The organism is Arthrobacter sp. zg-Y877 (assembly GCF_030373105.1).
In the GTDB taxonomy this organism is placed as follows: Bacteria; Actinomycetota; Actinomycetes; order Actinomycetales; family Micrococcaceae; genus Arthrobacter_B.
In genome coordinates, this window is record NZ_JAUCPU010000002.1 from 221974 (window position 1) to 241197 (window position 19224).

The window sequence follows — 19224 nt, forward strand, 5'->3', positions numbered from 1 at the left end:
CGCCGGGTCAGCCCGGGAACCCCGGGTCGCGTACCCCTTCGGTCCGCAGCGTCCAGCTGTTGCCCACCTTGCTGAAGATTCCCTCGCCGGTCTGGATGAAAATGTCCTCCACGCCGTTGCCCGCGCTCAGTCCAGTAATCCCCTGCTTCGGGGAAAGCACGTCAGCTTCCTTCCGTCCGGGGCCAAGGATCACTGGAGCAGCCTCCTGCACGCCGGCCTGGACCGCAACCACCGTGTCTTCCGAAGCCCACTTCACCCGGTTCACCTCTCCCGCCGCCGAGGGCACCTGAAGAGTCATCGGAGCCGTCAGGGAAACGGGAACGCCCTCAGCGGAGCGGACGACGCCGGCAACCATCACCTGGCTGCGGCCGCCCTGGTTGGCAGCGACGAGAGCACGGCTGCCGTCGCGGGAAATCCTCAACTCCGTCACCGTGAGCCCTTCCAGCCACGGCGCCGAGAGAACGGCCGCGGAACTGCGGTCGCCATCAGGCGGTATCGCGAGGACCTGGTAACCGGAGCCCGCGGGCCGGGCTGTCCAGACCCATTGGCGGGGGTCGATGCTGGGCGGTGTCAACCGGTCGGCCTCGGCCGCAACCCGGACATCCTGCCCGGGTCCCGTGATCCGCAGGGTGCCCTCCCGGCTGTCCAGGAAGGCAATGACCGATCTGTCCACAGACATGGCCGGATGCCGGGGACCGTATTCCGCCACGGAAGGGATATCCGCTATCGGCTCGAGACCGTCGGCGTAGAAGGCCAATTCCTCCTGATGGACCACAATCTGGGTGGCTCCGGCCGACGGGTCCGCGATGGCGGACCGCAATTCACCGCTGCCCTTGCCCAGGTCGACGTCCCGCTGCGCCACCGTCATCCTCACCGACGTGCCGTTGTTCAGGCTCCGCAGGTTCTGCTCAAGCTGCTTCACCATCTGTTGGCGGTTCAGGTCGCTGGAATCCCGCAGCGATTCGGACGTGAAATCTACAGTTGCTTCCCCTGCTGCTACCGGCACTGCGTCCCGGGCCAGCGCGGTTCCCGCGGGGAAGGCACTGACGACGGCGCCCTGCAGGTAGGGAGCGGGGCCAAGCAGGAGTGCCTTGATGATGTTGGCCGCGATACCCGAGCGCTGGACGAACCACCGGGTATCCGGCACCCAGTACTGGTAATCGCTGGAGTAGAAGTAGAGGTTGTGGTCAATGAACAGCGCGGGGAAACTGGCCAGGGACACGATGATTCCGTTAGGAACCTCGCTGATCCGCCACTGCCCGTCCACTTTCTCCAGCCGGACGGGATATGTTTCGGTGGTTCCTTCGGGCTCGTCGGTCCGGATGCCCTGGGCATTCACGCTTCCCTGGACTTCCAGCTGAATCTGGAACTGGTCAGGTTCGGGCATGGCCACGATCCGGGAGGACCGGTAAATAGTTACCCGCTCCGTGGGCGACCAGGTGCCGGCCAGCTCAGGTGCCAGGAACTGCCGGGCGACACTGTAGTCGTCGACTGCGCCCCTTCCCGCCTCCATGAAGCCACGGATGATGTCCTGCTCCGAGGCGTCCACCCCCGGGCCTTCAGGGGAGAAAACGGCGTCTTCCCCTGCTTCTCCGCCGTGCTCGGCCGATGCCGTGCCCACCGGCCCCACGGTCGGAATGGATGAGCAGCCAACCAGGACGAGGACAGCACTGAGCCACAGCACCAGCAGCCTTCCCGGCTGCCCCGGGCGCCTCGCGGGCACCACGCTCTTGCTAATAGACATCGGGATCCTCTTCCCCGGCCGCTGCCGCTGCCGTGAGCGCGCGGGGGCCGGCCATAACGTCGTCCGGAGACAAGGGCACCGGTGATGATTCAAAGTCCACGCCGTGACGGCGGGGAAGCGTCAGCCGGAAGCATGATCCATTCCCGGGTTCGCCCCAGGCCTCAAGCCAGCCGCTGTGGAGGCGGGTGTCTTCGGTGGCGATGGCCAGGCCCAGGCCGCTGCCGCCCGTAGTACGCGCCCGCGCCGGATCCGCGCGCCAGAAGCGGTCAAAGACGCGGCCCGCGTCGTCCTCTGTCATCCCGATACCGTGGTCGCGGACGGCTATGCCCACCGCGTCTGCGGATGCTGCCACGGCAATTTCGATGGGTTCGCCCTCGCCGTGCTCCAGCGCGTTGACCAGCAGGTTCCGCAGGATGCGTTCGATCCGGCGCGGATCGGCGTCGACCACGCAGCTCGACTCCGAGGACACCACCACAACCTCGGACCCGAGGTTGTTGGCCAGGGGTTCCGTCGCGTCAATGACGTCCCGGATGATGTGGAAGACGTCGGTGGGTTCCAGGTCGAGGGCCGCCGCTCCGGCGTCGAACCTTGAGATCTCCAGCAAATCGGCCAGCAGCGCCTGGAAGCGTTCCACCTGGTGATAGAGCAGCTCCGTGGAACGCCGGTACATCGGATCGAAGCTCTCGCGGGCGTCGTAAAGCACCTCCGCGGCCATACGCACGGTGGTGAGCGGCGTCCGGAGCTCGTGGGAGACATCGGAGACGAAGACCTGCTGCATCTGTGAGAGCGTGGCCAACTGCGTGATCTGGTCCTGCAGGGTGCCGGCCATGCGGTTGAATGATGCAGCCAGGCGGGCGACCTCATCCTCGCCCTTGACCTCCATGCGCTCCTGCAGTTCGCCCGCGGCGAGTTTCTCGGAGACGGCGGCCGCGTCGCTGACGGCGCCGAGTCCGGCCTTGGTCACGATCCACGCGATGGTGCCGCTGATGGCGAGCAGCAGGAATCCTGCAATCCAGAGAATCCGGTGGATGTCGTCGAGGGTTTCCTGCATGGACTGCAGGTCGTAGATCAGGTAGAGGGCATATTCCGAGTTGTCCGGAGGCAGCGTGACTTTGGTGCCAAAGGCAATGCCGGGCTCGCCATTGGCCAGCTCCAGTGGAGACCAGAACACGTAATCCGTCTCGGACTCATCGGCTTTGCTGGCGACGACGGCATCGCTCAGTGTTACGGGAATACCACTGGCGGTGATGTTTCCGCTGTTGACCGAGGACGTGACGTACAGGGGGTCCTTCGTCGGCAACGGGGTGAGCAGGTAGGTCCGTTCGGCGTCTGCCCCACGGCCCTGCAGCAGCGGAAGCGTGTCCATGACCAGGCGGTCTGTGCTTTCGCGGTCGCTCGCGGCGGTGTCGCGGAAGTTGTCCTTCACACTGGTCAGGCCTGTAGTCGCCTCGGTCCGGAACTGTGCCAGGCGCTCTTCATAGAGGGAACCGGCAATCTGGTGCGAGAGGAACGCGCCGATCCCCGCACCCGCCAGCGCCACCAGCAGAAGCGTGGACACGATGGTCTTGAACTGAAGCGACCGCCGCCATTGCCGGGCTATCCGTTGAAGGGTGGCCCGGCGGAAGGAATCGCGCAGGCGCACGAAGCCCTGCAGCGTCTTGTCGAATCTCGGGTCCCCGGCCATCCCGGCCAGGAAACCCGGCACCTTAGCTCTGGCCCGCTTTGTATCCGACACCGCGCACCGTCAGTACTATCTCGGGTGCTTCGGGGTCGCGTTCAATCTTGGAGCGGAGCCTCTGCACATGCACATTGACCAGCCGCGTATCGGCGGCGTGGCGGTAACCCCAGACCTGTTCCAGCAGCATCTCGCGGGTGAAGACCTGCCACGGCTTGCGTGCCAGCGCGACGAGCAGGTCAAATTCCAGCGGCGTCAGCGAAATGCTGTCGCTGCCCCGGGTCACCGAGTGGCCTGCGACATCAATGGAAACTTCGCCGATCCGCAGCGTTTCCGGTGATTTCTGGTCTCCCGGACGCAGGCGGGCACGGACCCGCGCGACCAGTTCCGCGGGTTTGAAGGGCTTGGGCACATAGTCGTCCGCACCGGATTCAAGGCCGCGGACGACGTCGGAGGTATCCGACTTTGCCGTCAGCATCACGATCGGGGTATCGGACTCGCTGCGGATCTGCCGGCACACTTCGATGCCGTCGATGCCCGGAAGCATGAGGTCCAGCAGGACCAGGTCCGGCCTGCTGTTGCGGAACACTTCCAGCGCGGAGGAGCCGTCGGCGCAGAAGACCGGTTCAAACCCGTCATTGCGCAGCACGATGCCGATCATTTCGGCGAGTGCTTCGTCGTCGTCTACGACCAGTATGCGTGCCTTCATAGCTCCCTGTTTTTCGCTGCTTGCGTCCACGCGCGCCGTTGCGCGCGTCGGGCAGCATCGGCTGCCGCTCCCCCACGGCGTGCAAAGCCGCCTAGGTTAATCCCTATCATCCTAAGGGACACATCCCCCGGCACGGCTCGCCGGGTGCCCGGTGAAGGCGGCCCCACTATAGTCGAAACAGCAAACGCTGATGTCCGCGGCGGAAACGGGGAGGGATGAGCGAGCAAGAACACACGTCCGGCGCAGGGTTTCTTCGGCTTACGCCGCCGGGAAAGCCGTAGCCGTGGCCTCCATCTACCAGCAGGTCCTCGGCTCGGAATTCCGCCGGCTGCAGCCGCAGCTACAGGACTATTTCAGCCTCGCTCCGGACGGGGGACGGTCCGGGGAAGGGCACGGCGTCTTTAGCCGGGCCGGGTGCCCCCGGACATGGCTGCGTCCCGTGCTCCCGCTGGTTCCGGTGACCAACGCCTTCTTCCCGGAGTACGGGACAAACGTTCCCTTCACGATCCGCAACTATCCGCACCGTGACCCGTGGGGGCGGCCGGCGCTGACCGCGGTCCGCAGCTTCGATTTCCCGGGCAGGACCCGGATCTTCGAGGACACCACAGTCCTGACGGCGCCTGGAATCCTCACTGACTATCTGGGGCGCCGCCGCAATCTTGCCACCGGCCTGCAGCTGCGGGTGGACGCGGACGGGCACCTGCACATGACGTCCCCCGCCAGCCGGCTCTTCCTCGGTCCACTGCGGCTCCCCCTGCCCGCCGTCACTGCGGCCGATGCACAGGTGGAACAGTGGTGGGACGAGGAGCAGCAGCTGTTCCGGATCCGCGCGCGGGTGATCCAGCGGCAGATCGGTACGGTTTTCGAATACGACGGCGCCTTTAGCTACCGGTACCGGGATTTCGACGGCGTCCTGCCCGCAGACGCCGAACCGGAGCACTGGGAACACCGGACCTAGACCCGTTCCGGCGGCGCGGGTTCACCCCTCGGCGACCACCTGGTCCAGCGCGGAAGCCGTCTGGGTGAGCCGGGCCAGGACCTTCTGCGCTGCCGCGGGCGAAAGGTCAGCAAGTCCTTCCGCGGGTGTGAGGCGAAGTGCCGGCAGCTCCTGCAGCGACAACCCCAGCTTCCGCCAGGGACGCAGCACACGCTCGACGAGGACGCTCACCTGGGGCAGTTCCGTCCCGCTGGCCGGAACGGGCAGGATGCCCAGCCAGATCCTCCGGCCGCCTTCGACAGCTTCCGCGATGGCTTCCCAGTCACGCGCGTCCAATCCGTCGGCAGCCAGGGCCGCACCCCGCGCTCCGGCGCTGACCGCCAGTTCAAAGGGAGACTGCGTTCCGGATCGGAGCGGGCCGAATGCCTCCGCCCGCGGCAGGGCAAAGACAGCGTCCGCGCCAGTGGCCTCGACCGCTTCACAGACCTGCTGCCAGGCACCCGACACCTCGGAGGACGGGACGGAACGCAGGGTGCGGTAGCCGCTGGCGGTGGGGATGCCGCCGGCCAGCACCGCGGCGATGTCGGGTTCGTCGATCTGGACGGTGATCCGCGCGCCGGGGGCCGACGACGCGGCCCGGGCCACGTAGTCCCCCAGCCCGGCAGTGAAGGACTGGAGGAGATCCCGGCGTGCCCCGGCGTCGGACAGTGCCCGCTCACCGTTGTGCAGATAGAGGTTTGCCGCAAGCGAGAGGGGTCCCCGGAGGGAGATTTTCAGCGCTTCGCCCGTGCGCTCCTCCGCTCCCACGACGTCGGCAAGGACGTTCAGGTCCTGGCCCAGGAGGGATACCGCGCGCCGGTGGTCCTTGCCCGGGCGGTCCACCAGCCGCCACCCGTGCGGCTGGATGTCGACGAACAGGTCCACCAGCAAGGCGGCACTGCGCCCGAGCGCGTCCGCACCCGGGCCGCGCTGCGGCAGTTCAACAAGGAAAGGCAGGTGGGGATCCCCCAGTTCGCCGCGGACCACCCGGCTGGCCTCGATGGGATCGGTCCCGGGCCAGCTGCCCAACGCCGTGGCTGTGACCATCCCGTTCCGCGCCTCGGGGCGCGGCACCTCCCGGGCGGCGTCCTGCGGCCCGTTCGGGTCACTCGCCTGCGGCATCTGTTCCACCGTTGCGGGTCTGGGAAATCGCCTGATGGTGGCGGATGACCTCGCTGATGATGAAGTTCAGGAATTTCTCCGCGAAAGCAGGATCGAGGTTGGCATCCTCGGCGAGGCTGCGAAGCCGTGCAATCTGCGCCACTTCACGCCCCGGGTCCGCGGGCGGCAGGTGGTGCTCTGCCTTCAAATGGCCCACCCGCTGCGTTGCCTTAAATCGTTCGGCAAGCAGGTACACGAGGGTGGCGTCGATATTGTCGATGCTGCTGCGCATGGCGAGCAGCTCCTCCATGACGTCGGGTGCCACTTTCCCCGAAAGGGAACTTGCACGCGGGTCGAACTCGGCGTCCGGTGATTCGCTCATTGGTCCTGTCTGGCTCATTGGTCCAGTTTAGGTGGACACGGCACCGAACCCGGAGCAGGTTACGCCGGGCTTACCGGCGGGACCCTGGGCCCGGTTAGGAAACCGCTGCCGGATCCCACTCAAGGGAACGGGCCGAGTCGATGGTTGCCTGACCCAGCACGCGGGTCCCCTGGTACAGCACCATGGACTGGCCGGGGGCAACCCCGCGCAGGGGGTCGACCAGGCGGACCACAAGCTCCGGGTGCGTGGCTCCGTCCGGTCCGTCGGCCACGTCTTCCATCCAGCCGGTGGCTGCCACGGGGTCGCCGTGCGCCCGGACCTGCACCATGCACTCGAACGGTGTCCGGGCCGCGATTTCCGGGATCGGCACCCCGGCCCAGGAGATCTTGATGCCGCGCATCTGGTCAATGTTCAGCAGCTGCTCGGGGCCGACCACCACCTTGTTTTCCTTCGGGCGGATTTCCAGGACGAAGCGGGGCTTCCCGTCGGCTGCAGGAGTCCCGAGTTTCAGGCCGCGGCGCTGGCCGACAGTGAACGCGTTCGCTCCCGGGTGGGTGCCGAGCTTTTCGCCCGTCTCGTCCACGATGTCACCCTCGGTCATGTTGATGCGCTCTTCGAGCCAGCCCCGGGTGTCGCCGTCGGGGATGAAGCAGATGTCGTGGCTGTCCGGCTTGTTGGCCACGGACAGTCCGCGGCTCTCGGCTTCGGCCCGGACTTCGGCCTTCGACGGCGTTTCGGCCAGCGGGAACATGCAGTGCCGCAGCTGCTCTTCCGTGAGCACGCCCAGCACGTAGGACTGGTCCTTGGCCCAGTCTGCGGCGCGGTGAAGCTCAGGGTTGCCGTCGGCGTTGGTGATCACCTTGGCGTAGTGGCCGGTGCACACGGCGTCGAAGCCCAGCGCAAGCGCCTTTTCCAGCAGGGCGGCGAACTTGATCCGCTCGTTGCAGCGCATGCAGGGATTCGGCGTGCGGCCGGCGGCGTACTCGGCGACGAAGTCGTCCACGACGTCTTCCTTGAACCGCTCCGAGAAGTCCCAGACGTAGTACGGGATGCCGAGGATGTCGCAGGCGCGCCAGGCATCCCGGGAGTCCTCGATGGTGCAGCAGCCTCGGCTGCCGGTGCGCAGGGTGCCCGGCATCCGGGACAGCGCCAGGTGGACGCCGACGACGTCGTGTCCGGCCTCAACTGCCCGTGCCGCGGCCACGGCGGAGTCGACTCCGCCACTCATTGCTGCCAATACCTTCATGAAGTAAAACCTGTTCCTGCGGTTTGAATGCTGCTTACGTGTCCGGCCATACCGGCCTTCTTGGCCCGCTCATACGCTTCGGGTAGTGCTTCCAACAACGTGTCAACGTCTTCGGCAGTGGTTGTATGCCCGAGGCTGAAGCGCTGCGCTCCGCGTGCCTCGGTTTCGCTCAGGCCCATGGCCAGCAGGACGTGGGACGGCCGCGGGACGCCGGCGGTGCACGCGGAGCCGGTGGAGGACTCGACGCCGGCCAGATCCAGCAGGAAGAGCAGGGAATCGCCTTCGCAGCCGGGGAACGTAAAGTGCGCGTTGCCGGGCAGCCGACGCCCGCCGCCGTCGTCGTCCCTCGCACCGCGCAGCACAGCGTCCGGGATGGCCCGCTCGACGCCGGTAATGAGGTAGTTGCGCAGGGTGCGGAGGCGTTCGGACTCATCCGGCAGATGTTCCGCTGCGTCCTGGGCCGCAGCAGCGAATGCCGCGATTCCCGCGGTATCGAGGGTGCCGGAACGGATGTCGCGTTCCTGTCCGCCGCCGTGCTGGACGGGAGTGAGCTTGACCGCCCGCCCGACGACGAGTGCACCTACCCCTACCGGACCGCCGATCTTGTGGGCACTCAAGGCCATGGTGTCCAGTCCGGCGGCGCGGAAGTCCACCGGCAGTGCACCGAAGGCCTGCACCGCGTCCGAGTGGACGGGCACACCATACTCGTGGGCCAGCGCCGCAATGGCCCGGATGTCCTGGACGGTACCCACCTCGTTGTTCGCCCACATGGCGCTAAGGAGGGCCGTGCTGTCGGCGTTGGACTCAAGTTCCCGGCGGATGTCGTCCAGGGAAATCACGCCGTCGGAGTCCACCGGGATCCATACCGGCACCGCGCCTTCATGCTTTTCCAGCCACTCGACGGTATCCAGGACGGCGTGGTGTTCGATGCCGGAGACCAGGATCCGGGTGCGGGCCGGGTCGGCGTCGCGCCGGGCCCAGAAGAGGCCCTTGACGGCCAGGTTGTCCGCCTCGGTGCCGCCGGAGGTGAAAATAATCTCCGAAGGGTGGCAGCCCGCTGCCGCGGCCAGGATTTCGCGGGAGTCCTCCACCACCATCCGGGCACGTCGGCCCGAACCGTGCAGGGACGAGGGATTGCCGCTGCGGCTGAGTTCTGAGGTGAGTGCGGCGAGGGCCGAAGCCGAAATCGGCGTGGTCGCCGCGTGATCTAGGTACACGGGCACCAGCTAATTCTAACGGCCGAAGCGCCTGTAGCCGATTCCGCGGGCTGGGACTTTCCTGACGGTGAGCTATGGCTGCGGCGACACCGGGCCCGGACCGGCTCCAAACGGGCCCCAGACCGACCGAGGTGCCTCTTGCTGTCCCGGAAGCCGGTGCCGGGATCCATGGCAGACTGACCCCGATGGAGACCCACAACCCGGCAGCCGCCCGCCTCCTGCCCCGGCAACCCGCCCGGAAGCGGGACGCCGTGATTTCGGATCTGGCCGCGGTGCTGCTTTCCGCACGGCCCGGTTCCCGCCTGCTCGCAGCGGTCGACGGGGTGGACGGAGCAGGCAAAACCACCTTCGCCGACGAACTCGCGGCCGCTCTCCGTTCCGCCGCCGGCACCCGGGGCCGTCAGGTCCTGCGGATCGGCATGGACGACTTCCACAATGTCCGCTCGGTCCGGTACCGGCGTGGACGCCGGTCGCCGCAAGGTTTCTGGCTGGATTCCTACAATCTGGAGCAGTTCCGGGAATACGTCCTGGAGCCCCTGGCCACCGGTGCCGACCGGTTCCGTCCCCGCGGCCATGACCTTGCCGCCGACGCGGTCCTGGATCCGGAACCGGTTCCGGCCGCCCGCGATGCCCTGGTCCTGGTGGACGGAATGTTCCTGCACCGGGAGGAACTCAAGGGGTCCTGGGATTTCTCGGTGTTCCTCGACGTGCCGTTCGATGTCAGCGCCGCGCGGATGGCACGGCGGGATGGTGTCCGGCAGCCCGCGGGCGCGCTCAGGTATGTCGGCGGGCAGCAGCGGTATTTCGCTTCCGCAGACCCCGCCGCACGGGCGGACCTGGTGCTGGACAACGGCGATGAACGGACACTGCGGGTCATCTCCGCCGGGGATGTCAGCTACCGCTTGGGCAGCCGATGAAACTGATCTGCCGGGACCGCGTCCTGGAGACTGCGCTGCCCGGACCGGCAGCGTCCGCCGAACTCTTCATCCTCCGGCAGCGCACGGCACCGCCCGGTAGAATTGCCGCACCCGGCCCGGGGCCTGCCCCCGCCGCCGCCCGACCGGAACGAGCATGCCGCACCCGCCGAGAGGAACCACCGTGAACCCGTCTGACCGGACGCTTTACGAGGTGCTGGGGCTGAAGCCCGCAGCCTCGGCGGTGGAGATCAAGGCCGCCTACCGGAAGGCCGCCCGAAGCTCCCATCCGGACCAGGGCGGTACCAGCGAGCGCTTCCACCGAGTCACGGAGGCCTACCGGGTACTCTCGGATCCCCGGCGGAAAGCCGCCTATGACCGGCAGCTGGGCCACGGCACGGGTGCGGGCAGCGGGGCGGGAGGTGCGGCCAGCGGGACCGGCGCTCCCGGTACCCCGGCCGGCCGGGCTGCAGGTACCCGGTCCGCCCCGGAACGTACCGCCGCGGATCTGGACCGGCCGCCGGTGTTTGTCCCGGATTTCTCCCCAAAGAATCCTCCCCTCATCCCCCTCACCCTGGCCGGCCAGCAGATCCATGGAACGCCGCGCCGTCCCGGTTTCTTCTCGCGGATCCGTTCCCACGCCGCAGGGCGCTTCGAGGCCGAGAACCGGACGCTCCGCCTGCTGGACCGGGAACTGCTGGAGGACTACCCCGCCGCCCGGCTCGTCAACGGCCTGCACATTCCGGACACCGGCCCGCGCGGCGGCAACCTCGACGTCGGCCACGTCCTGCTGGGCGGCTACCGCATGGCCGTCCTGGGTTCCCTGATGGCCTCCCCCGGCAACTACCGGTGGGACGGACGGCACCTGCTGCACCGCGGCCGGGAGACCACCACCCTCCGTCTGGCCGATGCTGTGCGGACCCTGCAGATGCGCTTTCCCGAATGCAACGTCACCGGCTGGCTCGTCCTCCACAGCCCCAACGGCAATCCCTTCGAGCCGATAATCGATTACCCGCCGAATCTCAGCCGGTCAGCGCCCGCGGCCCTGCATGCTGCCAACCCGGGCGGCCTGCTGCGGGAGCTGCGCCGCTTCTTTGCCGAAGGCCCCCAGCCGAACACCGTCCAGCTGCCGGTGCTGGCACCATTGATCGACGCGTCCACCCGCTGACCGATGCGTTCGCGTCCCGGGGCCGGGCATAGGATGGTGCTGTGTTCCGTATCCTTTTCCATTCCCCTGAAATCCCCGGCAACACGGGAAACGCGATTCGCCTTGCCGCCATTACGGGAGCCGAGCTCCACTTGGTTGAGCCACTCGGCTTCAGCCTGGAGGACTCGAAGCTGCGCCGCGCCGGCCTTGACTACCACGACCTCGCCGTCCTCCACGTCCACGCGAACCTGCAGGACGCCTGGGAAGCGCTGAAACCGGAACGCGTGTACGCCTTCACCTCGGACGGTGACACCTCCTACACGGATATCGAGTATCGTGCCGGAGACGTCCTGATGTTCGGCCGCGAATCGGTCGGGCTGTCGGACGAGGTGAAGAAGGACCCGCATGTCACCGCCCGGGTCCGGCTGCCCATGCTGCCGACCCTACGCTCACTGAACCTTGCAAACTCCGCCTCCATAGCCGTTTACGAAGCCTGGCGCCAGCACGGCTTCGCCGGTGCCCAGCTCTAGCGAAGGACACTTCCCATGCCTGAACTCCACATCGGCAACGCGTTCGACGACGGCGCCGCCGACTTTGAGCGGCTCGCGCCCTCGCTCTGGAATCCCATGGGAAATGCGCTCGTCGCCGCAGCGGACATCACGCTCGGCGACCGGGTCCTGGACGCAGGCTGCGGCAGCGGAGCAACCACCATCCCGGCCGCGCAGTTCGCCGGTCCGGACGGCGTCGTCGACGGGGTGGACCTCAGTGCAGGGATGCTGGCCCTGGCCCAGGCCAAGGCAGACACCCTTGCACTCAACAATGTCCACCTTGCGCAGGCCGACATCGGATCCTGGCACGCAGATGCGCCCTACGACGCCGTGGTCTGCGCCTACTCCCTGTTCTTCCTTCCGGACATGGATGCCGGAGCCGCACATCTGGTGTCACTGCTCCGCAGCGGCGGGCGCTTCGCCCTCAGCACGTGGGCCGAAGGATCCTGGGAGCCCTTCCGGGAACTGCTGTGGAAAGCCTGCCTGCAGGAACGGCCCGATCTCGAGGCCCTTCCCCAGTCCGGAGCGGAGAACGCGCAGCGGCTTCAGACCCCTGAAAGAGTCACGGCATGGCTCGAATCCCTCGGGCTGACGGACATCACCGTCGCTGCTACGCCCGGACAGGTCCAGCTCAATCCGTCCCTCGCCTGGTCACTGGTGCTCGGCGGCGGTTACCGCATGCTGCTGCCCCAGGACCCTGACGCATTGGAGCGGGTCCGGACGGCGTTCCTCGCAGAACTCGGCGAGGACTTCGCGCTCAACACCGACACGCTGATCGCCACGGCGGTCCGCCCCTAGCCTGCCGCCCGCGGGCCCCGGGCAGGAACGGCGGCCGCTGTAACCGTCAGAACCCGGCGATGGTCTCGGGAGTGTTCACGCCAACGGCGTGGAAGGTTTCCGCGCTGGCACCCTCAGGCAGGCCGTGGCGGCGGGCGTTGTCATGCAGGAACCCGCGCACCGATGCGTCCATGCCCTCAATATCCGGATGCTGGCTGGCGTGGACACGGATGGCCGCCAGTTTGACGTCCACGGTGGAGCTGACATCAACTGCGGTGTTTTCCCGCCCGCGCGGCGCACCGTAAAACCACAGCCAGGGCACCTTGTACGCCTGGAGTCCGCGCTCCGCGAGTTCGGGATAGGCAAAGGGATTTTCGGCCGCCGGATAGACCGCCCGGGTGACAATTTCGCCGCAGGCCAGATGGTCGGGATGGCTTGCCTGGAGCCGGTCCCAGTTCCGCTCGGGGTGCATGGACAGCACGACGTCGGGACACACCCGGCGGATCTGCTCCACTACCTGGGCGATCACCGCGTGGGTGGCCTCCAGATAGCCGTCGCGCTCCCCCAGGAAGACGACGTCGCGCACGCCTACCTGCCGGGCGGCCTCCCACTGCTCCCCGCTGCGTACGGCGCTGACACTGGAACGGTCCGCGGGATCGAACCCGCCGGCGTCGCCGGACGTCATGATGCAGTAGGTGATTTCGGTGCCTTCACGGGCCCAGCGCGCCAACGTGCCGGCCGCACCGAAGTCGATGTCATCCGGATGCGCGGCGAAAGCCAGGACCCGGGCGGGAGCCGACGTCGGGAACATGTCAGGCCCTGCGCTTCCGGATCTCTTCAGCGGCCTGGGGCAGCACGGAAAACACGTCGCCCACAATGCCGAAGTCGGCGATCTCGAACACCGGCGCGTCTGCGTCCTTGTTCACCGCAACGATGACCTTGGCGGTCTGCATACCGGCCTTCTGCTGGATGGCGCCGGAAATACCTGCGGAGATGTACAGCTGCGGGGAGACCGTCTTTCCGGTCTGTCCCACCTGGGCGGAATGCTCGATCCAGCCGGCGTCCGTAGCGGCACGCGAGGCTCCCACCGCTCCGCCGAGCAGATCGGCCAGTTCCTCCACGGGGCCGAAGTTGCCGTCCATGCCGCGTCCGCCGGCAACGATCACCCGTGCTTCGGCCAGCTCGGGGCGGCCGCTTACGCGCTTGCCGGAGCGGCCGGTGACCCGGGCTGCCGGACCGGCTGCCGAGAGCGGCACCTCGACCCGCTCAAGGGACGTGGCCGGGACCTCCGGTGCGGGTTCAACACTGTTGGCCTTAACCGTGATGATGGGCGTCCCGGTCCGCACCCGGCACGTCGAGGTGTAGGACCCGGCGAGGACGGACTTGGTGACGGCAAGGTCAGGTGCCACCGCAACGGCGTCGGTAATGACCCCGGAGCCGAGCTTGATTCCGGCGCGGGCGGCAATCTCCCGGTCCTCGAAGGAATTGCCGAGCAGGATGGCGGCCGGCTGCTCGGCGTTCGCGGCGTCCGCCAGGAACGCGGCCTTCGCGGCGACCAGGACGGTATCCAGCTCTCCGGCCGGCTCGTAGACTTTCACCGCACCGTTGGCGGCAAGCGCCTCCAACATGGCGGGCTCGGCGCGGTGCGCAGCGGCGACCACAGGTTCGCCCACCGTGCGGGCGAGGGTCAGCAGTTCACGGGCAGCCCGCGGCAGGGGCAGGGCTGGAACATCAAGAAAAACCAGGACGGACGCCATGATGCGCTCCTTTGGGACGTAGGCGGGGGCGCCTGCAGGCGCCGGTTCAATGCAGGAAGTTAGATCAGTTTCTGCGCGGCGAGGTACTCCACCAGCTGCACGCCTGCGGTCCCGTCATCGGTGATGATGGTTCCCTGCGAGCGCGGCGGGCGGGGAGCCGAAGCCGCTACCGCCGTCCAGGCACCGTCGAAGCCCACCTGTGCAGGGTCCACCCCGATCTCGGCGAGCGTTAGTACGGTGACGGGCTTCTTCTTGGCTGCCATGATGCCCTTGAAGTTCGGGTAGCGCGGGCTGTTGGCCTGGTCCGTGACCGAAACCAGGGCCGGCAGCGGTGCCTCCACGGTCTCGGTGAAGGAGTCGCCGTCGCGGCGGGCCTTCACGACGGGCACGCCGTCGACGTCCGCCACGTCCAGCTCGGAAGCAAAGGTCACCTGTGCCAGCTGCAGCCGTTCGGCGAGCTGGGCCGGCACCAGGGAAGTTTCGCCGTCCGTGGAGGCCATCCCGGTGATGACCAGGTCCACCGGTCCCTGCGAATCGGCGATGGCCCGGACCGCGGCGGCAAGGGCCAGCGAGGTGCCGGCGGCATCGGAGCCCGCCAGGGCGTCGTCGTTCAGGTGCACGCCCGCGTAGGCGCCGATCTGCAGGGACTTCTTCACCGCGTTGACTGCCGCCGCCGGGCCCATGGCCAGCGCGGTGACCCGGTTGCCCGCAGCCTCTCCGCCGCGGGCCTCGGCCAGCTGCAGCGCCGCTTCGAGGGCGTACTCGTCCAGTTCCGAAAGGATGCTCTCAGCACGGTTCAGGGTGTGCCCCGGCCCGGTGAGGTGCCGGTCAAACTGCGCGTCGGGGACATGCTTGACCAAGACGACGATGTTCAGCGGATGGGTGGCTGACTCCTGCATTCCGGCCTTTCCGGTAGGAAAATCGGTTCCCGGCGGCCGGGAAATCCTCCCGCCGACGCCCCCCGCCTGTGGGCGGTGCGTTTAAAGCTAATCACACACTGGCCGGGGTTTCCCTTCACCAAACAGAAGGGCCGCCTCCCGGTGCTCCGGGAGGCGGCCCTTCTGTTTGCGTTCAACGCGGCCGGTGAAACGGACACTCTTACTGCTTGGCGGAATCTCCGAGCGTGACGTCCGTCGTGTCGGCGTTGCCGCCGCGCGTGTAATCGACGGTGGCCTTGCCGCCGGCCGGCTGCATGCGGATCGCGGCGGTCAGTGACTGGGCATCGGTCACCGGAATGCCGTTCACCGACGTCACGACGTCCCCCTTGCGCAGGCCCGCCTTCTCGCCCGGCGATCCGGACACCACGTCGGCGACTTCGGCGCCCACGGTGAAGGACGACGACGATTCGGACGCGGTTGCCGGCGTCACGGAGACGCCCAGGTAGCCGTGGGTGGCGGATCCGTTGGCGATGATCTCCTCGGCGACCCGCTCCGCATACGTGATCGGGACGGCGAACCCGACGCCGATGTTTCCGCTGTCCTCGCCTGCGGCACCCGAGGCGGCCGAAGCGATGGCAACGTTCACGCCGATGACTTCGCCGTCAGAGTTGACCAGCGCGCCGCCGGAGTTGCCGTGGTTGATGGCGGCGTCGGTCTGGATGACGTTGAGGAAGATCGAGCTCTCCGCGGAGCTCTGCTCCTGCGACTGTCCATCCGGCGGAGCGAAACGGAAGCCGAAGCCGTTGTCTTCCGGTTCGTCCGAGCTCTCGGATTCCTCCGGGGCGGCCGAGGACTGGACACTGATGGTGCGGTTCAGGGTGGAGACGATACCGTCCGTGACGGTACCTGCCAGGCCAAGCGGCGCACCGATGGCGATCACGGTGTCACCGACGTTCAGTTTTCCGGAATCCCCCAGGGCGGCCGGCGTCAGGTCGGAGGCATCCACCTTAATGACTGCGAGGTCGGATACGGGGTCCGTGCCGACAATGGTGGCGGTCAGGACCCGTCCGTCCGACGTCTGGACTTCGACCACGGGATCGCCGGCGGTCCCGCCCAGCGTCACCACGTGGGTATTGGTGAGGATATGCCCGTCATCGTCCAGGATGATCCCTGACCCGGTGCCGGTGCTGCCGGAGGCGGCCACTTCGATGGTGACCACGCTCGGTGAAGCCTTCACGGCCGCCGCAGTGACGGCATTGACGCTGTCCTTGTCGTTGACAACGACGGTCTCGGACCGGCCGGACTGGCCGGCAGTGTTGTTGCTGTCCATCAATGCTTCGGCTCCGACTGCCACCCCGCCGCCGAGCAGCCCGGCAAGCAGCATGCCGGTGACCAGGGTTCCGGCTCCGAACTTCTTTGCCCGGGACTCCCCGGCCGGTGCGGCCCCGGCCGGGCTGGAGAAGGCGCTGCCCTGGGATCCGTAGGGCCCGTAGGTTCCCCCGGGTGCGGCAGTGCCGTATCCGGCGCCCGCCTGTCCCTCTGTGGACCCCGTGTATGACGACGGCGGCGTCGCCGGCCGGGGAGGCAGCGGGCGCTCCGGTACGTCATGCCCGCCGTGTTGCTCAGTCATGTGGGTTGTCCTTTCAAGGTTCGGTTACCCATGGTGTAGCCACAACATTGTTGTAACCACTATGACAGCGTCGGCTGGGACATTCGGGGACGAATGCTGGATGTCCGCTGTGAAAATCCCGGACGCCGCGGCCCAGGGTGACCGTTCGCGGGATTCAGTAAAAGCGCAGGTCAGGCGATCATTGCGGCCCTCCCCCGGGTGGACCCGCCGCCCGGACCCGGTGGACGGGGCATGGGGCGGCCCATAGAATCGGTACCAAGGTCCGGGGGGCCCCATCTGCACCCCTCCCCTGCGGTACCGAGCACCGAGCACCGAACGAGATAAATAACCAAAGGAAAAGTTTATGCGGTCACGGAACAGCTGGGCGGCCGTACTCGGCCTGAGTGCAGTTACGGTCCTGCTCCCGGCCGCTGCCGTTGCCGGACCCGCGGATGCGGCCGCTGCCGGGCGCACCGGAGCCGCACTGGTCCCTGCGGCGGTCAACGTTCCTGCCGAATCCCCGGTCCGGATTCCACCGGGCGAGTACGTCGTAGACCCCGCCGATGTTCTCGGCAGCGATGCTTCCGAGGTGGAAGAGGCCATTTCCGAGGTACAGCGGAACAGCGGCTACACGCTCTACGTCGTGTATGTGGATTCCTTCACGAATCCCTCCGACCCCGTCGCCTGGTCTGAACAGGTAGTCCGCGGCAAGGGTATGGGCAGCAAGGAAGCGCTCCTGAGCATCGCCACGGAGGACCGCAAGATCGAGGTGTCCACCGGGGACCAGAGCGTCCTGACCCAGGCGCGCCGCAACGCCATCCTCGCCGCAGCCACCGACCCGCTGCTGGGTTCGCAGGACATCTCCTCCACCCAGTGGGCAAACAGTGCGGTGAACGCCGCGGAGTCGTTGGAGGATATTGCCCGCGGCGGAGACGGAGAAGTTGCCGCCGCGGAGGAATCCGGCGGAGCCGACGTGGCGCCCCTTCTGGTCGGCGGCGTCGTCGTCGCAGGTGGACTGGGTACGGCCCTGCTGATCCGCAGCCGCCGGCGCAAGTCTTCAACAGCCGTACCCGTGCAGCAGCAGGGACCGGTGGAACCTGTGGACCCGCTGGACACCATGAGCGTGCCGGACCTCCGCAAGCGGGCCGGAAGTCTGCTGGTGGCCGCCGACGATGCGATCAAGTCCAGCGAACAGGAACTCGGTTTCGCCATGGCAGCCTACGGGGAGGACGCCGTCACCACCTTCTCCGAGGACCTCGCCGCCGCACGGGCGCATATGGGCGAATCGTTTAAGCTGCAGCAGCAGCTCGACGACCACATCCCGGACACGGAACAGCAGCAGCGCACCTGGCTGAAGGAAATCATCCGCCGGTGCGAGGCAGTCAACGAGTCGCTGCAGGCGCATAAGGAAGAGTTCGATTCCCTCCGGGAACTCGAGAAGAATGCACCTGCCGCCCTGTCGTCGGCCAGGGCGGCAGCGGAGGAAACCTCTTCCCGCCTCAGCACCGCGGCCGCGACGTTGGATGCGCTGCGCTCACGTTACGCAGCCTCGGCTGTAAGCCAGGTCAGCGACAACATCGACCAGGCCCATGAGCGGCTGGCCTTCGTGTCCAGTGCCGCGGCAACGGCGAACGAAAAGCTGGCCGAAGGCGACACGTCATCCGCGGTGGTTTCCGTACGAGCCGCGGAAGAGTCGGTGCACCAGGCCAACGTCCTGCTCGATGCGATCGACAAGCGCAGCCAGGAGCTCGACTCGGCACGGCAGGAACTGCAGCGTGCCGTGGCTGATGCCAATCAGGACCTGGCACAGGCGGGTGCCATTGCCGCCGGCGGCTCCACTCCCGGGCTCGCGGGGCCGGTGGCGGGGGTCCGCGCCGCACTGGACGCCGTGAAGCAGTCAACCTCCGCCGGCCCCATAGATCCGGTTGACCTGCTGCGCCGGCTGGAGACAGCCAACAGCCAGCTTGACGCTGCTTTGGAGGGGATCCGGGACCGTCAGGAGCAGGAGCGGCGGGCCCGCGATTCCCTGCAGCACGCCATCATGGCCGCTCAGGCCCAGATTTCCGGCACGTCCGATTACATCAGGGCACGCCGCGGCGGTGTGGGCAGCGAGGCACGCACCCGCCTGGCCGAGGCCGAACGGAACCTCCAGCAGGCCATCGCCATGCAGTCCGGCGATCCGGTGAGTGCCCTTGCCTACGCCCAGCAGGCCAATACGCTGGCAGCGCAGGCTGCGGAAATGGCGCAGCAGGACGTAGACGGTTTCGGCGGCGGCGGTGGCTTCGGCGGAGGCGGATTCGGCGGCGGCGGCAACGGGCTGGGCGGCGCACTCCTCGGCGGTATCCTCATTGATTCGATCCTCCGCGGCGGCTCGCACGGCGGCGGATGGGGCGGCGGCGGATTCGGCGGTTTCGGTGGAGGCGGATTCGGCGGCGGCGGCGGCGGCTTCGGCTCGTCCGGTGGAAACTTCTAGCCTGCCCGGGTCAAAGGCGCAAAACTACACCAAGATGTACCCGTAACGTTTCATGGCGAACGCGGGATTTT

Annotated in this window: 17 protein-coding genes; 6 read left to right on the forward strand and 11 right to left on the reverse strand. The window is 67.5% G+C overall.

The window, feature by feature from the left end; translation table 11 throughout:
* Positions 1-7 precede the first annotated feature (7 nt).
* From QNO03_RS05125 to mtrA, 3 genes are read right to left on the reverse strand one after another with little or no spacing between them, the layout of a single operon-like run.
* Positions 8-1744 (reverse strand): LpqB family beta-propeller domain-containing protein, encoded by a 1737-nt coding sequence (locus tag QNO03_RS05125; RefSeq protein ID WP_289602307.1) that lies wholly within the window; start codon positions 1742-1744, stop codon positions 8-10.
* Positions 1734-3428 carry an MtrAB system histidine kinase MtrB gene (gene mtrB, locus QNO03_RS05130; RefSeq protein WP_229950416.1) on the reverse strand — a complete coding sequence of 565 codons (1695 nt, stop codon included), beginning with the start codon at positions 3426-3428 and terminating at the stop codon, positions 1734-1736. The genes QNO03_RS05125 and mtrB overlap by 11 nt, the downstream gene beginning before the upstream one ends.
* 22 nt (positions 3429-3450) lie before the next feature.
* A complete protein-coding gene (gene mtrA / locus QNO03_RS05135; protein ID WP_229950415.1) occupies positions 3451-4128 on the reverse strand; it encodes an MtrAB system response regulator MtrA in 678 nt (225 codons plus the stop codon).
* A gap of 283 nt (positions 4129-4411) precedes the next feature.
* Here mtrA and QNO03_RS05140 point away from each other — a divergent pair, with 283 nt between their 5' ends.
* Positions 4412-5086: a DUF4166 domain-containing protein gene (locus QNO03_RS05140; RefSeq protein ID WP_289602311.1), complete on the forward strand. Its 675-nt coding sequence runs from the start codon at positions 4412-4414 to the stop codon at positions 5084-5086.
* A gap of 21 nt (positions 5087-5107) precedes the next feature.
* On the opposite strand, the gene QNO03_RS05145 is transcribed toward QNO03_RS05140, so the two are convergent.
* The 4 genes from QNO03_RS05145 to QNO03_RS05160 form a co-directional block, all read right to left on the reverse strand.
* Positions 5108-6226 (reverse strand): uroporphyrinogen decarboxylase/cobalamine-independent methonine synthase family protein, encoded by a 1119-nt coding sequence (locus QNO03_RS05145; RefSeq protein WP_354003880.1) that lies wholly within the window; start codon positions 6224-6226, stop codon positions 5108-5110.
* Positions 6210-6587 (reverse strand): chorismate mutase, encoded by a 378-nt coding sequence (locus QNO03_RS05150; protein ID WP_229950412.1) that lies wholly within the window; start codon positions 6585-6587, stop codon positions 6210-6212. Before QNO03_RS05150 ends, QNO03_RS05145 begins: the two co-directional genes overlap by 17 nt.
* Before the next feature lie 94 nt (positions 6588-6681).
* Positions 6682-7833 (reverse strand): tRNA 2-thiouridine(34) synthase MnmA, encoded by a 1152-nt coding sequence (gene mnmA / locus QNO03_RS05155; protein WP_289602312.1) that lies wholly within the window; start codon positions 7831-7833, stop codon positions 6682-6684.
* Positions 7830-9056 carry a cysteine desulfurase family protein gene (locus QNO03_RS05160; RefSeq protein WP_289602314.1) on the reverse strand — a complete coding sequence of 409 codons (1227 nt, stop codon included), beginning with the start codon at positions 9054-9056 and terminating at the stop codon, positions 7830-7832. Before QNO03_RS05160 ends, mnmA begins: the two co-directional genes overlap by 4 nt.
* A 179-nt stretch (positions 9057-9235) precedes the next feature.
* Here QNO03_RS05160 and QNO03_RS05165 point away from each other — a divergent pair, with 179 nt between their 5' ends.
* The 4 genes from QNO03_RS05165 to QNO03_RS05180 all read left to right on the forward strand — a co-directional run bounded on the left by QNO03_RS05165 (position 9236) and on the right by QNO03_RS05180 (position 12457).
* The gene (locus tag QNO03_RS05165) at positions 9236-9967 is read left to right on the forward strand and encodes a nucleoside/nucleotide kinase family protein (RefSeq protein ID WP_289602316.1); all 732 of its coding nucleotides are present in this window, start codon (positions 9236-9238) and stop codon (positions 9965-9967) included.
* 181 nt (positions 9968-10148) lie between these two features.
* Positions 10149-11132, forward strand: a complete 984-nt coding sequence (locus QNO03_RS05170; RefSeq protein WP_289602317.1) for a J domain-containing protein — start codon at positions 10149-10151, stop codon at positions 11130-11132.
* Between the two features lie 41 nt (positions 11133-11173).
* On the forward strand, positions 11174-11641 hold the full coding sequence (locus tag QNO03_RS05175; protein ID WP_230020863.1) for a tRNA (cytidine(34)-2'-O)-methyltransferase: 468 nt from the start codon (positions 11174-11176) through the stop codon (positions 11639-11641).
* A 15-nt stretch (positions 11642-11656) separates the two neighbouring features.
* Positions 11657-12457, forward strand: a complete 801-nt coding sequence (locus QNO03_RS05180) for a class I SAM-dependent methyltransferase (protein ID WP_289602320.1) — start codon at positions 11657-11659, stop codon at positions 12455-12457.
* 46 nt (positions 12458-12503) lie between these two features.
* Here QNO03_RS05180 and QNO03_RS05185 read toward each other — a convergent pair whose 3' ends face one another.
* The 4 genes from QNO03_RS05185 to QNO03_RS05200 all read right to left on the reverse strand — a co-directional run bounded on the left by QNO03_RS05185 (position 12504) and on the right by QNO03_RS05200 (position 16701).
* On the reverse strand, positions 12504-13247 hold the full coding sequence (locus QNO03_RS05185) for a PIG-L deacetylase family protein (RefSeq protein ID WP_289602321.1): 744 nt from the start codon (positions 13245-13247) through the stop codon (positions 12504-12506).
* Between the two features lies 1 nt (position 13248).
* Positions 13249-14193, reverse strand: a complete 945-nt coding sequence (locus QNO03_RS05190; RefSeq protein WP_289602323.1) for an electron transfer flavoprotein subunit alpha/FixB family protein — start codon at positions 14191-14193, stop codon at positions 13249-13251.
* Between the two features lie 59 nt (positions 14194-14252).
* Entirely contained in the window at positions 14253-15092 is an 840-nt protein-coding gene (locus QNO03_RS05195) for an electron transfer flavoprotein subunit beta/FixA family protein (RefSeq protein ID WP_229950395.1), read from the reverse strand.
* A 199-nt stretch (positions 15093-15291) separates the two neighbouring features.
* Positions 15292-16701: a S1C family serine protease gene (locus tag QNO03_RS05200; RefSeq protein ID WP_289602324.1), complete on the reverse strand. Its 1410-nt coding sequence runs from the start codon at positions 16699-16701 to the stop codon at positions 15292-15294.
* Between the two features lie 343 nt (positions 16702-17044).
* Here QNO03_RS05200 and QNO03_RS05205 point away from each other — a divergent pair, with 343 nt between their 5' ends.
* On the forward strand, positions 17045-19153 hold the full coding sequence (locus tag QNO03_RS05205; protein ID WP_289602326.1) for a TPM domain-containing protein: 2109 nt from the start codon (positions 17045-17047) through the stop codon (positions 19151-19153).
* Positions 19154-19224 lie beyond the last annotated feature (71 nt).

Coding starts and splice junctions, on each gene's coding strand:
- QNO03_RS05125 (WP_289602307.1), bottom strand. CDS start 1,744: ATGTCTATTAGCAAGAGCGTGGTGCCCGCGAGGCGCCCGGGGCAGCCG.
- mtrB (WP_229950416.1), bottom strand. CDS start 3,428: ATGGCCGGGGACCCGAGATTCGACAAGACGCTGCAGGGCTTCGTGCGC.
- mtrA (WP_229950415.1), bottom strand. CDS start 4,128: ATGAAGGCACGCATACTGGTCGTAGACGACGACGAAGCACTCGCCGAA.
- QNO03_RS05145 (WP_354003880.1), bottom strand. CDS start 6,226: ATGCCGCAGGCGAGTGACCCGAACGGGCCGCAGGACGCCGCCCGGGAG.
- QNO03_RS05150 (WP_229950412.1), bottom strand. CDS start 6,587: ATGAGCGAATCACCGGACGCCGAGTTCGACCCGCGTGCAAGTTCCCTT.
- mnmA (WP_289602312.1), bottom strand. CDS start 7,833: ATGAAGGTATTGGCAGCAATGAGTGGCGGAGTCGACTCCGCCGTGGCC.
- QNO03_RS05165 (WP_289602316.1), top strand. CDS start 9,236: ATGGAGACCCACAACCCGGCAGCCGCCCGCCTCCTGCCCCGGCAACCC.
- QNO03_RS05180 (WP_289602320.1), top strand. CDS start 11,657: ATGCCTGAACTCCACATCGGCAACGCGTTCGACGACGGCGCCGCCGAC.
- QNO03_RS05185 (WP_289602321.1), bottom strand. CDS start 13,247: ATGTTCCCGACGTCGGCTCCCGCCCGGGTCCTGGCTTTCGCCGCGCAT.
- QNO03_RS05190 (WP_289602323.1), bottom strand. CDS start 14,193: ATGGCGTCCGTCCTGGTTTTTCTTGATGTTCCAGCCCTGCCCCTGCCG.
- QNO03_RS05195 (WP_229950395.1), bottom strand. CDS start 15,092: ATGCAGGAGTCAGCCACCCATCCGCTGAACATCGTCGTCTTGGTCAAG.
- QNO03_RS05200 (WP_289602324.1), bottom strand. CDS start 16,701: ATGACTGAGCAACACGGCGGGCATGACGTACCGGAGCGCCCGCTGCCT.
- QNO03_RS05205 (WP_289602326.1), top strand. CDS start 17,045: ATGCGGTCACGGAACAGCTGGGCGGCCGTACTCGGCCTGAGTGCAGTT.